At 73.6% G+C, this 14,966-nt stretch carries 10 protein-coding genes; 2 read left to right on the forward strand and 8 right to left on the reverse strand.

Going from position 1 to position 14,966, the window contains the following annotated elements:
- Positions 1–155 precede the first annotated feature (155 nt).
- The 5 genes from JF597_RS05065 to JF597_RS05085 form a co-directional block, all read right to left on the reverse strand.
- The gene (locus JF597_RS05065) at positions 156–1,043 is read right to left on the reverse strand and encodes a FadR/GntR family transcriptional regulator (RefSeq protein ID WP_293989570.1); all 888 of its coding nucleotides are present in this window, start codon (positions 1,041–1,043) and stop codon (positions 156–158) included.
- A 162-nt stretch (positions 1,044–1,205) separates the two neighbouring features.
- The gene (locus tag JF597_RS05070; RefSeq protein ID WP_293989573.1) at positions 1,206–4,016 is read right to left on the reverse strand and encodes an ATP-binding cassette domain-containing protein; all 2,811 of its coding nucleotides are present in this window, start codon (positions 4,014–4,016) and stop codon (positions 1,206–1,208) included.
- A gap of 79 nt (positions 4,017–4,095) precedes the next feature.
- The gene (locus tag JF597_RS05075; RefSeq protein WP_093498678.1) at positions 4,096–4,854 is read right to left on the reverse strand and encodes an NUDIX domain-containing protein; all 759 of its coding nucleotides are present in this window, start codon (positions 4,852–4,854) and stop codon (positions 4,096–4,098) included.
- A gap of 174 nt (positions 4,855–5,028) precedes the next feature.
- Positions 5,029–7,140: a glycogen debranching N-terminal domain-containing protein gene (locus tag JF597_RS05080; protein ID WP_293989578.1), complete on the reverse strand. Its 2,112-nt coding sequence runs from the start codon at positions 7,138–7,140 to the stop codon at positions 5,029–5,031.
- A 358-nt stretch (positions 7,141–7,498) separates the two neighbouring features.
- Positions 7,499–9,031, reverse strand: a complete 1,533-nt coding sequence (locus tag JF597_RS05085) for a DUF4192 domain-containing protein (RefSeq protein ID WP_293989581.1) — start codon at positions 9,029–9,031, stop codon at positions 7,499–7,501.
- A gap of 131 nt (positions 9,032–9,162) precedes the next feature.
- On the opposite strand from JF597_RS05085, the gene JF597_RS05090 reads away from it, so the two are divergent.
- Positions 9,163–11,328, forward strand: coding sequence for a RecQ family ATP-dependent DNA helicase (locus tag JF597_RS05090; RefSeq protein ID WP_293989583.1), 2,166 nt, complete (start codon positions 9,163–9,165; stop codon positions 11,326–11,328).
- A 295-nt stretch (positions 11,329–11,623) separates the two neighbouring features.
- Positions 11,624–12,244: a hypothetical protein gene (locus JF597_RS05095; protein ID WP_293989586.1), complete on the forward strand. Its 621-nt coding sequence runs from the start codon at positions 11,624–11,626 to the stop codon at positions 12,242–12,244.
- A gap of 317 nt (positions 12,245–12,561) precedes the next feature.
- On the opposite strand, the gene JF597_RS05100 is transcribed toward JF597_RS05095, so the two are convergent.
- The 3 genes from JF597_RS05100 to JF597_RS05110 all read right to left on the reverse strand — a co-directional run bounded on the left by JF597_RS05100 (position 12,562) and on the right by JF597_RS05110 (position 14,664).
- Positions 12,562–13,188 carry a hypothetical protein gene (locus JF597_RS05100; RefSeq protein WP_293989589.1) on the reverse strand — a complete coding sequence of 209 codons (627 nt, stop codon included), beginning with the start codon at positions 13,186–13,188 and terminating at the stop codon, positions 12,562–12,564.
- Positions 13,189–13,256: 68 nt separating this feature from the next.
- The gene (locus JF597_RS05105) at positions 13,257–13,958 is read right to left on the reverse strand and encodes a ribonuclease HII (protein ID WP_293989591.1); all 702 of its coding nucleotides are present in this window, start codon (positions 13,956–13,958) and stop codon (positions 13,257–13,259) included.
- A gap of 82 nt (positions 13,959–14,040) precedes the next feature.
- Positions 14,041–14,664 (reverse strand): TetR/AcrR family transcriptional regulator, encoded by a 624-nt coding sequence (locus JF597_RS05110; protein WP_293989594.1) that lies wholly within the window; start codon positions 14,662–14,664, stop codon positions 14,041–14,043.
- Between the last annotated feature and the right edge of the window lie 302 nt (positions 14,665–14,966).

Raw genomic sequence — 14,966 nt, forward strand, 5'->3', positions numbered from 1 at the left:
CCGGTCTCCGCGCGCCGGACCCCGCCGCACCGCCGGACCCCGCCGGAGCCCTGAGGGATCCGGCGGGGTCCGGCGGCGGCCGGCGGAAACGGGTTCCCGGACCGACGGCGCCCCGAGAACGCGGCACTGACCGAGCCCACCGTTCTCGACGCGGGTCAGTGCTCGCGCGGGGCGGGCACCACGCGCTCCACCTCGGGGTGGACGGTCAGCAGCTGACGCATCGCGGACTCGGCCGCGGTGCCGTCGCCGGTGCCGAGCGCGTCGACGATCCGCGCGTGCTGGGCCAGGGACGTCTCGTTCGGCCGCTCGCAGCCGGCGACCGGCCCGCCGGACACCTGGAGGGCCGACGACACGATGCCGGACAGGTGTTCCAGCATGCGGTTGCCCGCCATCTGGATGAGCAGCGAGTGGAACTCGGCGTCGGCCCGCGAGAAGGTCAGCGCGTCGCCCTGCGCCATGGCGTGGCTCATGATCTCGACCATGTCGCACAGCCGCTGTTGGACGTCCTCGCGGCCGTGCCCGGCGGCGAGGCGGGCGGCGAGCGGCTCGATCGTCCAGCGCAGCTCACTGAGCTCGCGGCGCTGGTCGTCGCGCTGCGGCCCGAAGGCCCGCCACTCGATGATGTCCGGGTGGAGGAGGTTCCAGTCACTGACGGGACGCACCCGCGTGCCGACGTTCGGGCGGGCGCTGACCAGACCCTTGGCCTCCAGGACCCGGAGGGACTCACGGACGACGGTGCGGGAGACCTCGAAACGCTGGCCGATCTCCTCGGGGACCAGGGGACGGTCCGCGCCCAGGTCGCCGGAGACGATCATCTGACCCAGCTGTTGGACGAGTTGACCGTGCAGTCCGCGGCCGCGGCTGCCCGCGGCGCGCCGGCCCACACGGCCCAGCTCCGGATCCGCGCCCTCCCAGGCGGGCGTGCCGACCCGATCGGTGACGGGGACCTCCGCATAGGGATAGCGGTCGAGTTCGCCCGGGCCGACCAGACCAGAGTCTGCGGAGCGGGCGGCGGTCATCATGGTGTGCGCAAGGGTACTCACGGATCCTTTGTCGGCGTTGCCTCCAACTCCCTTGAGGTCTTTGGTGAAAAGCACACGAAAGGGTGATCGCTCACCCCATCGCAATTGACGCCTTATCGGAAAGAAATGGCCGTTCTGCGGGGAGTTGTGCGCACGGTGGGATCGCAAGCGCCCGGTCCGCGGTCATCGGGCCCTTGTCCGCAGCGTGCTGAACAGGTAGGCGCCGACCAGCGCCACCAGCGACAACGCCAGTGCGCCGCCCACCGGTTGGGCCACCACCCGGACCGCACCGACCAGGTAGCGCTCGCCCCCGAAGGGCCACTTCAGCAGGAACATCTCCCGCATCCGCATGGGGAGTCCGGCGGCCATCCGCACCCCCGCGCCCTGTACAGCCCGGTGTACTACGGGCACGACGAGCACCGGTACGGCGAGCACGGCGGCGAGACCGGCCGTGGTGGACCGGAAGACACCGGCAGCCAGGACGCCCGCCCAGGCACAGCCGACGATCAGTGCGAACCAACTCGCGGTCAGTGAGATCCAGTCGGTGGGAACCCGTGCGAGCTCCCGGCCGTAGACGAGGTAGAGCACTTCGGCGTCACAGCCCAGGGTGAGGAACGAGAGCAGTACCGCGGTCGCCCCGGAGACCAGCAGTTTCGCGGTGAGCAGCCCCAGCCGGCGCGGCACGGTGCCGCGGTCCGACGCCAGCGCGGGGTGGCGGAACTCGTCTCCGAAGGCCAGTGCCCCGAGCAGTCCCGCGCCGAGCGCCGCCGGGGGCAGCGGCAGCTCCCGCGGCCAGGCCGCGAACAGCCGGGCCTGCGGGGTGTGTCCCACCCGGGCCAGCAGCAGGGCGGTGAGGGCGGACACCAGCAGTACGGCACCGCAGGTGAGGAAACCGGTGCCGATCCCGGCGGCCCGGCGGAGTTCGTAGCGCAGGGGGCGGAGGGGGCTGGGGGCGAGGCGGACGGAGATGGGGGGCGGAAGCGGGGAGAGCGGGTCCGGTTCCCCGGCGGCTCCGTCCCGGCGTGCGGGGCGGACCGGCGCCGGGGCGGGCTTCGCGCCGGCTGTCCGAGCGGCCTTGCGGAGTTCCGGCTCCGGCTGGGCCTGCACGGCGGGCACTTCGGCGGCGGTGGTTTCGGCGGCTTCCGAGTGGGTGGAGGGCCAGGCCGCGGGAGCGTCCGTGGAGGCAGCGCGGATCGCGGACTCGCCGCCGACGGCTTCGACGGATACGGCGTCCGCCGAAGGCTGGGCCTCGGGAGCGTCGGCGGATACCGCGCTGGGCACCGGCTGCGCTGTGGCAGACGCGGCGTGGGCCGACTGCTGGGCTGCCGGGGCTTGGACGGACAAGGGGCGGCTCGACGACTGACCGGAAGTGGCCGCCGGCGGCTGCGCGGGGACGGCGGGCGCCGTCCTGGTGGACCCTGCGTGACCGGCGGGCTCGGCAGAGCCGAGGGGGGCCGACGGCCTGGCGGGCGCGGGGGCGGTCGACGACTGGGCCGCTGCGGGAGCGGGCCACTCGGCGGGGGGACGCATGCGGGGGGAGCGCTCCGTGTCCGGGCTCGCAGGCGCAGACGTGACGGCCGGGTGGTCGGTGCGGCCTGCGCCGGTGGGGTGGGGCTGGGGTCCAGCCGTGTCGCCGGGTTCCGTGACGGCCGTCGTCCGGCTCCGGCCCGGCTCCTGGTCGGTCGTGCGCGACTGCTGCGCGAGGCCCGGGGCGGCCGCGGGCTGCGGGCCGCCCAACTCCGCCCTCGGCTGCGGTGCGACCGCGAGCGTGTCCGCCTCCCTGCGCCGATCCGCGAGCGTGTCCGCGTCGCCGCGTCGATCCGCGAGCACGTCCGCGTCCCCGCACCGATCCGCGAGCACGTCCGCGTCCCCGCGCCGGTCTGCGGGCGGTGCGTCCGGCCGCCCGGCGGCGGACACCTCCTCGAACCGCTGCGGATACGCCTGCCGGGCACCGTCCACCGCAGCCTGCTCCCCCGCGCTCTCGGCACAGCGCCGTTCGCGCCCCGGCCACCTCTCCTCGGCCGTGTCCGGTTCGCCGTGGTCCGGCTCCTGCCGCACCGCCTCCGGCACGGTTCCCGTCCCCCACGCCTCCTCCGTCGACGGCCCGCCTCCGGCGCCCGGCCCCATGTCACCGGTCTCGTCGGCGAGTTGGTGGACCAGGATGCCGTGTCGGAAGGCGGTCTCGCCGACCTCGGCGGTGGAACTCCCGTACACGGAGAGGCGGTTGCCGTCTTCCCGGACGACTTCCACCGAGCGGTGGGCGGCGCGGGCCTCCTTGCTGAGAGCGGCGGCGAGCCGGGCGGCATGGGGGCTGCGGACGGCCACGCGCGGGCGGAGCCTGGTGCGGGCGAACTCGCCGGCCTCCTGGTCCGCGACGACCCTGCCGGCCTCCAGGGTGACGACCCGGTCGGCGTCGCGAGCTGCCTCCTTGGGGTCGGCGGTGGTGAACAGAACCGTGCCGCCCTGCGCCGCGTGCGCCCGGAGCATGCGGTGCAGCCAGTGGGCCTCACGGGTGGGGAGGCCGTTCGCGGGTTCGTCCAGGACGAGCGTGTGCGGGTCGGCCAGGAGGGCGCAGGCCAGGCCGAGTCGGCGGTCCACGCCGTGCGACAGCGTGCCCAGGCGCTCCTCGCGCAGACTGACGAGCCCGACCGCTTCGAGCACTTCGTCGGCGCGCCGGGCCGGTACCCCGGCCGCCGCGCACAGCATGCGCAGATGCCCGCGGACGGAGCGAGACGGATGACCGGGGACGTCGCCGAGCAGCACGCCGACCTCACGTGAGGGGTGGGCGATGCGGTGCAGGGGACGGCCTCTGAAGTAGGTGAGGCCGCGGCCCTGTTGCAGTTCGAGCATCAGTCTGAGCGTCGTGGTCTTGCCCGCGCCCGCCTCGCCCAGGAGTGCGGTGACGCGGCCCGCGCCCGCTTCGAAGGTCACGTCGTCGACGGCGGGCGGGTGCGCCTTACGGGGGTTGCTGGTCAGTCCGAAGGCCTGGATCACCTTAGGGAAGATAGCGCGGAATGACCGTTTTTCCGGGTATAGAAGGTTTTAACCCCGCCGAGTTCGCGCTGTCGGACGGTCAGACCTCGGGCCGGAGCATCGGCGGGTTGAGCAGAGTGGCCCCGCCGGCCCGGAAAAGCTGGGCCGGGCGTCCGCCCTGGCGGGTGGTCGTACCGCCGGTGGGGACGAGGAAGCCGGGGGTTCCGGTGACCTTGCGGTGGAAGTTGCGCGGGTCGAGCGCCACCCCCCACACCGCCTCGTAGACCCGGCGCAGCTCGCCGACCGTGAACTCCGGCGGGCAGAACGCGGTGGCCAGGGACGAGTACTCGATCTTGGACCTGGCCCGTTCCACCCCGTCGGACAGAATCTGGGCGTGGTCGAAGGCGAGCGGCGCGACGGGCTCGCCGTCCCGGCCGTAACCGCCCTGCGCGAGCAGTTCCTCCACCGGTGCCCAGCGCGCGTTGCTGGCGTCGCCGCCCGCGCGCGGTGCCGGCAGGTCGGGGGCGAGGGCGAGGTGGGCGACGCTGACCACACGCATCCGGGGGTCGCGCTTGGGGTCGCCATAGGTCGCCAGCTGTTCCAGGTGGGCTCCGCCCTCCTGAGCGGGGGCGTCGGGGTCGTGGGCCCGCAGCCCGGTCTCCTCCGCGAGTTCCCGCGCCGCCGCCTGCGAAAGGTCCTCGTCGGCCCGCACGAAGCCGCCCGGCAGCGCCCAGCGCCCCTGGAACGGCGACTCGCCTCTGCGTACCGCCAACGCGCACAGGGCGTGTCGGCGCACGGTCAGCACGACCAGGTCCACGGTGACGGCGAACGGCGGAAAGGCTGACGGGTCGTAGGGCATGCGGTGATCATAGTCGTCTGCCTGACGATAAACACTCCCTTCGCTACGCACTCCGACGGCTGATCCACTTCGCTCCGGCGTACGCCCTCCGGTTCGGTCCGGGACGCGTTCCCGCCTCGGCCGTCCGTTCGCCGCGGCCGTGCCCCGTAAAGGCTCGCCGCTCCCGGCAGGAGCTCACGCCCCCAGCTGCAGGCCGACCGCGGCCTCCTCGACCATCGCCAGGCCGAGCCGGCTGACCCGCACCGAGAAGGGCGCGCCGGCCACCCGCAACCCGGACAGGCCGAGTTCACCCAGGGGCGCGCTGTGGGCCGGGCGGAGGGTGACGGTGCCTGCCGGGGCGTCGGGCCGGATGCCTGCGAGCGTGGTGAGCAGCAGGACCCCGGCAGCGGCGGCCGTGGCCGCCGGGCGGCAGGCTGCGGGGTGTGGAAGGGGAGCACTCCCCTCGCAGCACTGCTCTCCGGCGAACATCTCCGGCAGCCGGTGGCCGAAGTGCTCGGCCGCCGCCAGCAGGCCGCGCAGCAGCCCGCCCGCCTCCTTCTCGTAGCCCGCGGCGGCCAGCCCGGCGACGGCCAGTGCCGTCTCATGGACCCTGACGGCGCCGGACCGGTGTCCGAACGGGCTGTGGCCCGCCTCCTTGGCTCCGAGGCCACGCAGCCCCCACCCCGAGTCCATGGCCGGTCCGCCGAGCAGCCGGGCGAGCTGCTCGGTCTGCACCTTGTCGAGCAGGCCGACGGCCAGCTCGCCCGCACCGAGCAGGCCGGTGTCGAGCAGGTGCACGGCGGTGGAGCCGAGGTGGGTCAGGGGCCGGCCGTCCGGGGTCAGGGCCGCCGCGGGACGGCCGCCGCCCCGGTCCTCGACCCAGAAGTCCGCCCGGAACGCCTTCCTCAGCTCCGCGGCCCACTGCCGCAGCCCGGTGCTCCCGGGCCGGTCGAAGGCGTCGAGGAGGTCGGCGCCGAGCAGGGCGGCACGGTGGGCGTGGGCCTGGGTCTCGCCACGCGTGGGGCCGCCGGGCTGCGGGTCGCAGAGGTAGGTCTGGTCGCCCACGGTGGTGCGCAGCCAGGCCAGGCAGCGCTCGGCGGCGGGCAGCAGTTCCCGTGTCTCCTGTTCCGGCAGTCCCCAGCGGCGGGCCTCCGAGAGCAGGGCGGGGAAGAGCAGGGTGGCCTCCGTCCCCGTGCAGCCCGGTGGCAGGTGTGGTCCGGCGTCGCGGCGCGGGCCGGGGATCATGCCGGTCCGCGGTCCCGGGCCGCGGAGTTGGGTGCGGGCCAGGGTGCGCAGTGTCCCGGCGGCGAGCCGGGTACCGAGGGGCAGGGTCATCCGGGCTGCGGCGAGTGCCTCGGCCGGGGCCAGACCACACCGCCACGGCGCCCCGGCGGCGAGATAGCAGTCGGAGGGATGCGCGGGGTCGCGGAGCAGCAACGCCTGGAGGTCGTCGATGCTCGCCCTCAGCAGGACCGCGGCCCTCGGATCGTCGCCGGTGGCTCTGGCCGGTGCCAGCGGGCTGGTCGCGGCGCGTCCCACGGCGCGCGGGGGGCTGGTGCCGTCCGGGCGCACCCGCAGCTCCACGCTCGCCGTTCCGCCCGGCGGCAGCTCGAACTCCCAGCGCAGCAGTCCCGCCGAGGCCACCGCGTCGGACGGTGGCGGGTCCGCCGTGACCGATACGTTGCCGGTGGGGGTCGTCCAGCGGAGGCCGGAGTCGTGGACGCCGGCCGGGAGTTCGGCTCCGGGTGCGCCGGAGGCGATGGCGCCCAGGTCGGCCAGGTCCGTGCCCAGGGCCGCCTCCAGAGGCAGGCGCAGGGGATGGGGTGCGCAGTTGCGCAAGGTGATGCGCTCCGTGCCGTCGGCATGCCGGATCCGTTCCACGACGACGTCCGGATCCGGTCCCGCCGCCGGGGAGGCCCGGAGCGTGCCGACGAAACGGGCGGAGTCCGCCCCTGTCATGCGGGCCTGCAAGGCGAGCGGTTCGCGGCCCGCGACACGGATCTGGCAGCGCGCGAGCAGCCTGCGGCCCGCGCGGTAGAACCCCTCCAGCCCCTGGCCGGTCAACTGGCCCTGATCTGTGGAGATGGCGAGGCCGGGCAGCGCGACGCAGATCAGGGCGGCGTGCGTGGGCGGCAGCCCGGCGGCGCGCCCCGGGGCCGGGGAAGCCGGTGGGGCGGGATTGGGCCGGGGTGCGCGCCCGCGCGGCTGAGCGTGGCCGAGGAGGCCTTCCGCCGACGGCGGCCAGGGCGGCCCGTCCCGCAGGAGACGGTTGTCGGCGGTGGTGATGGGCGGAGTCGGCTGATGCATCGGCAGGCTTCTTCCGTGCGCTGTGCGCCCGTGGTGTACCGGGCGCCGGGCGGAGGGCTCCGGAGGGACGGACGGCGGCACGGCCCATCCAGGCGTTCCGCCACTCAGGTGAACGGAGACGGACTCCTCCTGGTCACGCACGCGCCTGCCGAAGCCGATCGGATGCCGGCGCGGTGCCGCGTCGTTCGAACCGGCCGGCCTGCGCCTGTGACCGCGAACGCCCTGGTGCGGCAGGCCGGTGCGGTGCCCGGCGGAGAGCGGGTGGTCGCGGTGCCGCGCCCTTCCCACGAGGCTCCGGGCCCAGCGGGCGGCGTCACCGGCCCAGGTCCGGCCGGCTGCCGCCCACGGCCGCCTCCGTTCATTCATCTCCCTCGTCGCGGCCGGTCCCGGTTCGCCTGCCCTCCTGCGCGGCTCGTCCACCGCCTGTCTCACTCCGCCCTGCCGTCTCCGCCGCACGCGTACGCGTGCGGCCCGGCCTGGCGGCGGGGCGGGTGTGCCCCGAACGGACCTGTCGCGGCCGGGTTCCGGCCGGCCGCGGCCGTCGGTCGTCGGTGGTGTCTCCGGTACCCGGGGGACGGCCACGGCGGGAGCCGGAAGCGGCGGCCGGCGGGTCGTCGCCACCGTGGTGCGGCGGACCGGCTTCACCGGCTGCTGCCGTCCCGTCCGCCCGCACGTGTCCGATGCGGTCCGTGAGTTCGATCCGTTCCGTGCGGTCCGTTCGTCCCGACCGCAGGCAGCGGCGGATCGACTCCGGATCCAGGCCCTCGTTGCACGCCTGGTGGAGCAGCTTGGCGAAGAGGTAGTCGGGGTCCGCGCCCAGGGCCATCGCGAAGGCCTCCCTTGCCTCCAGGTCGTCACCGGCCGACCAGGCCACCCAGCCCGCCAGCGTGAGGGGAGCGGCGGCGTGTTCGCCGTAGGGGCCGACGCAGCGGCGGGCCAGGGCTCGCCACAGCCGCAGGGCCGGTCCCGCCGCTTCGCCCTCCATCCAGGCGGCCGCCCGGTCGCGGGTCGTGCGGTCCTGCAATCCGAGAATCAGCGTCGCGGCCTCGTCGTGGGAGAGCAGGGTGTCGTCGCGGACGTCCGCCTGGTGGGTACCGGAGACGGGGGTCGCGGCGGCGTACCGGTCGATGATCCGTTCGGCGAGGGCGAGGGTTTCCTCGGCCACCTCCGCGCGGAACGCGTCGTCGAGGATCCGGGGCACCAGGGCCATGCCCGCGCCGTCCAGGGCGATCTCCTGCTCCAGCACGGCGCCGGACTCCCAGGGGAGCAGCCTGGCCCGCAGCTCGCGCAGGCTGCCGCGCACCTGGATCCCGGCGTAGGTGGCGGCGGCCGCGAGCACGGAGGTGCCGGGCAGACCCATGGGAGAGCCGTCGGGCGGACAGCACGCCTCGGTCGGGCAGCAGTACGACCAGAAGCGGCCGTCCGAGACGCACAGTGCCTCGATGACGGGCACGTCGAGCCGACCGCACTCGACACGCAGCAGCTGGGTCAGTGGCGCGAGCCGGTGCATCACGTCCTGGCCCGATTCGCCGGGCGCGGGTTCCTGGCAGACGTAGGCGACCATCTGCTCGGGCCGGGCTCCCCGGCGCTCGCCGCCGGTCACCAGTCCCTGTGCGAGCTGGCGTGCGGCCGACTCCCAGTCGTCCTCGTTGGCGGGGATGCCGAGCCGGGCGCGTCCGCCGAAGCGGCCGCGGCCTGCGCGGTCGTGGAGGGCCACCAGCACCATGCTGTCCTCGGGGCGGTACCCGAGCAGGTAGGGCAGCGCGTCGGCCAGTTCGGCCGGGGTGCGCAGGGTGACCTGGGTGTCGTGGGCGGACGGTCCGAGGGGGCCTGCGCCTCGGGTGATGTCGGCGTTTTCGGAGGGTCCGGTGGTTTCGCTGTGATTCGTCATGCCCAGACGATCTCCCGGATCTCGCGATTCCGGTTGGGCCTGTGGACAAGTCGAATCAGGGACACGACAAAGCCGTCTCCGGTATCCACAGGCTCGCCCCGCTGTCGGTCCCGTCCTGTTGTATGGGACGCATGGAGCACACGAGCAACACGGAACTGCGGACCCGGGCGGACGCCGTCCTCGCCCGTCTCGTCGGGGACGACACGGGCGCCGCCCGGCTGCGCGAGGACCAGTGGCGGGCGATCGAGGCGCTGGTCGCGGACCGGCGCCGGGCCCTGGTCGTCCAGCGCACGGGCTGGGGCAAGTCCGCGGTGTACTTCGTGGCGACCTCGCTGCTTCGTGCCTCGGGCGGTGGCCCGACGGTGATCGTCTCACCGCTGCTCGCGCTCATGCGCAACCAGGTGGAGGCCGCGGCCCGGGCCGGCATCCACGCCCGCACCATCAACTCCTCAAACACGGAGGAGTGGGAGTCGATCCAGGCAGAAATCGCGGCCGGCGAGGTCGATGTCCTCCTCGTGTCCCCGGAACGGCTCAACAACCCCGACTTCCGCGACCAGGTCCTGCCCAGACTCGCCGCGGCGACCGGACTGCTCGTGGTCGACGAGGCCCACTGCATCTCCGACTGGGGCCACGACTTCCGGCCCGACTACCGGCGGCTGCGCACCATGCTGGCCGACCTGCCGCCGGGCGTGCCGGTGCTGGCGACCACCGCCACGGCCAACGCGCGCGTGACCGCCGACGTGGCCGAGCAGCTCGGCACCGGCGGCACCTCGGACGCGCTGGTGCTGCGCGGGCCGCTGGACCGGGAGAGCCTCAGCCTGAACGTGCTGCGGCTGCCGGACGCCGCGCACCGGATGGCCTGGCTCGCGGACCACCTGGACGAACTGCCGGGGTCCGGCATCGTCTACACCCTCACCGTGGCCGCTGCCGAGGAGGTCACCGCGTTCCTCCGGCAGCGCGGGCATCCCGTGGCGTCGTACACGGGCAAGACGGAGAACGCCGACCGGCAGCAGGCCGAGGACGACCTGCTCGGCAACCGGGTCAAGGCGCTGATCGCCACCTCGGCACTCGGCATGGGCTTCGACAAGCCCGACCTCGGGTTCGTGGTGCACCTCGGCTCGCCCTCCTCCCCCATCGCCTACTACCAGCAGGTGGGCCGTGCGGGCCGCGGCGTCGAGCACGCCGAGGTGCTGCTGCTGCCGGGCCGGGAGGACGAGGCGATCTGGGACTACTTCGCCTCGCTCGCCTTCCCTTCGGAGGACCTGGTGCGCCGCACCCTGGACGTCCTCTCCCGGGCCGGCGGCCCCGTGTCGCTGCCCGCCCTGGAGCCGCTGGTGGAGCTCCGCCGCTCCCGGCTGGAGTCCATGCTGAAGGTCCTCGACGTGGACGGCGCGGTCAGGCGGGTCAAGGGCGGCTGGGTCGCGACCGGGCAGCCGTGGACCTACGACGCCGACCGGTACGCCTGGGTGGCCAGACAGCGCGAGACCGAGCAGCAGGCGATGCGCGAGTACGCGGCCACGCAGGACTGCCGGATGGAGTTTCTGCAGCGCCAGCTCGACGACGAGGCCGCGAAGCCCTGTGGCCGCTGCGACAACTGCGCGCATCCCCGCTTCACGGCCCACACCACCTCGGCCGCGCTGGACGCCGCGCGGATCGACCTGGGCCGCGCGGGCGTCGAAGTGGAGCCCCGCCGGATGTGGCCGACCGGATTGCCGGCGATCGGCATCGATCTCAAGGGGCGCATTCCGGCCGGTGAACAGGCGTCGGCGGGACGGGCCTTGGGACGGTTGTCGGACATCGGCTGGGGCAATCGGCTGCGACCGCTGCTCGTGCCGCAGGCCCCGGACACGCCCGTACCGGACGATGTCACCCGTGCCGTGGTGGACGTGCTGGCCGACTGGGCCAAGGGACCCGGCGGCTGGGCTCCGGGCGCGGCCGACCCACAGCCGCGCCCCGTGGGTGTCGTCACCGTCGCCTCGCGTTCCAGGCCTCGGCTGGTCCACTCCCTCGGCGCGCGCATCGCGGAGGTCGGCAGGCTGCCCCTGCTGGGGTCCGTCGAGTACGCGGGCGAGGCGTCCCGGGTCTCGCGCAGCAACAGTGCCCAGCGGCTGAAGGCCCTCGACGGTGCGCTGACCGTGCCGCCCGGCCTCGCCGCCGCCCTCGCCGAAAACCCGGGACCGGTCCTGCTGGTGGACGACTTCACCGAGACCGGGTGGACCCTGGCGGTGGCGGCGCGCATGCTCCGCAGGTCCGGGGCGCGGGGGGTGTTGCCGCTGGTCCTCGCCGTTCAGGGCTGACCGGCTGACCGGCACGCTGCTGTTCGAACACGGTGCCGGGTGCGACGCACGAACGTGCCGCGCTCGAACGACCCAGGGGTCGGCGGACACTTCATCGGGTAGGGATATAAGCCACGCACCACCAGATAACAGTCGGTGGCCCCATTTGCTCGTTGCCGCATCCAAGTTCGACAGCAAGAATTGAGGTCCGCTCCCCGCACGGCTCGCCCGTGATCCGGTTGGGCTTTTGCTGCGGTGCGCGCGGCCCCGAATCCGATCTCGCCCGCAGTGTGGGCGCGTAGCCGAAGGGAGGAACGTGACCTTCGGATTCGCTCCGTCCTCGGCGGCATCATTGTCGACGTCCGCGTCCGCCGCGTCCGCCAGCCGTCTGCTCGAGCCCGCGGAGTGGGCCGACGCCGGAATACCGCTGCTGCGCAACCCCCGCGAAGTCGTCAACGGTCTGCACGCCCGGCATCGCCCGCGTCCGGGCATCGCGGTCGTCGCCGTCCTCGATCCGGAGGAACGGCTGTGTGCCAGCGCCTCCTTCGGTCGGCGCGCGGCCCCGGCCGACGGCTGGATGTTCCGCAACACGCTGCTGGACCAGTTGCGCCGGGTCATCCCGCACGACCTGCGCCGCCGCACCCCGGTGCGGACCGCCGTACTGCTCTACTGCCGCGAGGGGGACGCGCGTTGGACTGAGGAGGACGGTGCCTGGATGTGGGGGCTGCGGGACGCGTGCACCCTGCACGGGCTGCGCTGCGGGGCGTACATCACGCTGACCCACGACGGCTGGCAGGTGCTCGGCGAGGGTCGCGGAGGGCGGCGCCCCAACGCCGACTCGCCTCCCGAACCCTTCGCCCTGTCCGAGGCCCCGCCGCTGCCGCCGCGTACCGGCGGCGGCGCCTCCGAGGTGCTGCGCCGCGCGGCCGCCCGCTGAACCCCGGTCCCCGCGAGGGAGCACCGGGCGGGCACGCCCCGCCGGGCACGGCACCCGAAAGACGCCCTGCCGGGTGCCCGGCGGTCATGCCGCGCTCCGCACCGGAGCGGACGTCCCGCCACCCCGCCGTCGGACGTCGGGCCACCCGAGGGATCCGGCCCGGTGCCCGCGCTGCCGGATCCTCCGCCCGCCCAACGGCCGACGCCGCGACGGGCAGCGGCCCCCGCCCGCCCTTTGGGCATGCCGAAGGCACCACTGTGCGAGTCACCGCCGCGGATCCTTCGGTACCTCCGGGTTCCCGGAGGCGCCGAGACGGCTCAGACGCCTGCGCCCAGCACCGCGTTGATGCGCTGCGGGTCGCCGCAGACGATCAGCAGGGCGCCGGCCCGGGAGAGAGCCAGGGGCAGAGCGGTGGCGGCGACGGTGTCGGGGCCGCCGTTGACCGCGACGACGACCACGGAGCGGGTGCCGGCACGGGAGGCGACGGCGGCGTCCGCGTAGAAGACGTCGTCGCCCGCGTCGTGCTGGGCCCAGTAGGAGGCTTCGCCGAAGGACAGCTCGTGGTCGGCCCACGGATGCTGCGCGCCGGTGGTGATCACCAGCACGTCGCCGGGGGCACGACCCGATTCGAGGAGCAGGTCCACTGCTTCCTCGGCCGCGTCGAGAGCGCTCTCGACCGAGGCCGGGATCAGCTGGATCTGCGGGGCCGCCGCTGCCGCGGCGGGGACGGCCGGGCTGGACTGGCCTGGCTTGGCCGCGTCACGCGGCGTGCGCTGCACCGGCGGCGTGGGCCGCAGAGGGCCGGGACGACCGGGACGCGACGGAGCCGCGGGGCGCGGGCCGGGTACGGGACGAGGGGTCGGCGCGGTACGGCCACTGGCCGGAGTGGCGCGGGGACCCTGGGCACTCTCGTGAATCTGAGGCTCCTCGGGAATGAGAGGCATGAGCTGATATTTATCAAACGTTGGTGCAGGTCACGTGAACTGGGTGGCACAACCGTGCGACCGGAAGGTCAGAAATCGAAGCCGAGCTGACCCTCGATCTCCGGAACGCTTCCCTCCGCCCAGCTGCGGACCTTCTTGAGGTGCCGCCACTGGGGCAGCGCATCAAGATACGCCCACGACAACCGGTGGTACGGGGTGGGGCCCCGCTCCTCCAGTGCGGCCTTGTGCACGGGCGACGGGTACCCGGCATTGTCCGCAAATCCGAAGTCTGCATGGTCGATACCCAGTTCGGCCATCATTTTGTCGCGCTGAACTTTGGCGATCACCGAGGCAGCGGCCACGGCCACGCACGATCGGTCACCCTTGATGACCGTGCGCACCCGCCACGGGGTACCGAGGTAGTCGTGCTTCCCGTCGAGGATGACCGCGTCAGGACGGACCGGCAAGGTCTCCAGGGCACGGACCGCCGCGAGTCGCAGGGCGGCCGTCATCCCGAGGTCGTCGATCTCCTCCGGCGAGGCGTGCCCGAGGGCGTAGGACGTGACCCAGCCCCGCAGCGCCTCGGCAAGTTCCGTACGCCGCTTGACGGTCAGCAGCTTGGAGTCGGTGAGGCCCTCGGGCGGTCGGCGAAGACCGGTGACCGCGGCACAGACGGTGACGGGCCCGGCCCAGGCGCCGCGCCCCACCTCGTCGACACCGGCAATGACCTTGGCTCCGGTCGTGGCGCGAAGGGAGCGCTCGACGGTGTGAGTAGGCGGTTCGTACGGCATGGCGACCTTAGGGTACGCCGCACCGATCCCCGAGCGACACCCCGGCCTCCCGGACCGCGCCGGGGGCCGCCCGAGCCTCGGCTCACGCCTCGCGCGACAGCAGCAGCGGAAGCATGAACCGGTCGATCATCTCCTCGATCTCCTGGTCGTTCCATTCGCTTCCAGAAATCTTGTTCCGGTACATCATCATCGCCGGAATGGCGTCGATGACATAGCCGTTGGCCGCGTCGGCGCGCACCTCTCCCCGCTCAATACCGCGGGTGATGATGTCACCGATCAGCCGGATCGCCGGTCCTACGACTCCGTCGAAGATCACGCCATGGAACCGCTCGACCTGCAGGGAATCGCATTCGTGAATCACCGACCGCAGTGCGAAGCCGGGGCGCGAGAACATCGCGTCCCGGGCCTGCCGGCACAGGGCCAACAGGTCCTCACGCACACTTCCCAGGTCGGGGGCCTCCTCGAAAGGCGGCAGACCGGCCTGCAGGGCATCGGCGACCAGTTCCTCCTTGGAGGGCCAGCGGCGGTAGACCGCCGCCTTCCCGGTCTGGGCTCCGGCGGCGACGCCCTCCATGGTGAGGCCGTTCCAGCCGACGGTACTGAGCTGCTCCAAGGCGGCGTCCAGGATCGCGCGTTCGAGGACCGCACCGCGCCGACGAGGGGAGGCCGCCTGGGGAGCGGCGGCGGTCCAGCGCGAGGTAACCATCTGATGTTTCTCCAGCGAGCGAGGGGAAGCGGGAAGTCCGGAGCGGGAGGGCGCGGCGCGCGACGGCAAGGGGGACGCGGCACGCGACGCGCAATTAAGTGAACGCTTGCGTTCTCTACCGGGGACTCACTACCGTTGACGCGACAGTGAACGCCGCCGTTCACTAACACCTTCGTGGGGGATCCATAGTGACAACCTCTCAACTGATACCGGACCAGAAACCAGGTGCGGCCCGCCGGCAGGGGCGCCCCGGCATCGCGCTCACCGTGATTGCCGCCTGTCAGCTCATGGTGGTACTCGAC

Origin of the sequence: Streptomyces sp., assembly GCF_019510245.1 — a bacterium.
Lineage (GTDB): Bacteria > Actinomycetota > Actinomycetes > Streptomycetales > Streptomycetaceae > Streptomyces.

Coding starts and splice junctions, on each gene's coding strand:
- JF597_RS05105 (WP_293989591.1), bottom strand. CDS start 13,958: ATGCCGTACGAACCGCCTACTCACACCGTCGAGCGCTCCCTTCGCGCC.
- JF597_RS05090 (WP_293989583.1), top strand. CDS start 9,163: ATGGAGCACACGAGCAACACGGAACTGCGGACCCGGGCGGACGCCGTC.
- JF597_RS05075 (WP_093498678.1), bottom strand. CDS start 4,854: ATGCCCTACGACCCGTCAGCCTTTCCGCCGTTCGCCGTCACCGTGGAC.
- JF597_RS05085 (WP_293989581.1), bottom strand. CDS start 9,031: ATGACGAATCACAGCGAAACCACCGGACCCTCCGAAAACGCCGACATC.
- JF597_RS05100 (WP_293989589.1), bottom strand. CDS start 13,188: ATGCCTCTCATTCCCGAGGAGCCTCAGATTCACGAGAGTGCCCAGGGT.
- JF597_RS05110 (WP_293989594.1), bottom strand. CDS start 14,664: ATGGTTACCTCGCGCTGGACCGCCGCCGCTCCCCAGGCGGCCTCCCCT.
- JF597_RS05080 (WP_293989578.1), bottom strand. CDS start 7,140: ATGCATCAGCCGACTCCGCCCATCACCACCGCCGACAACCGTCTCCTG.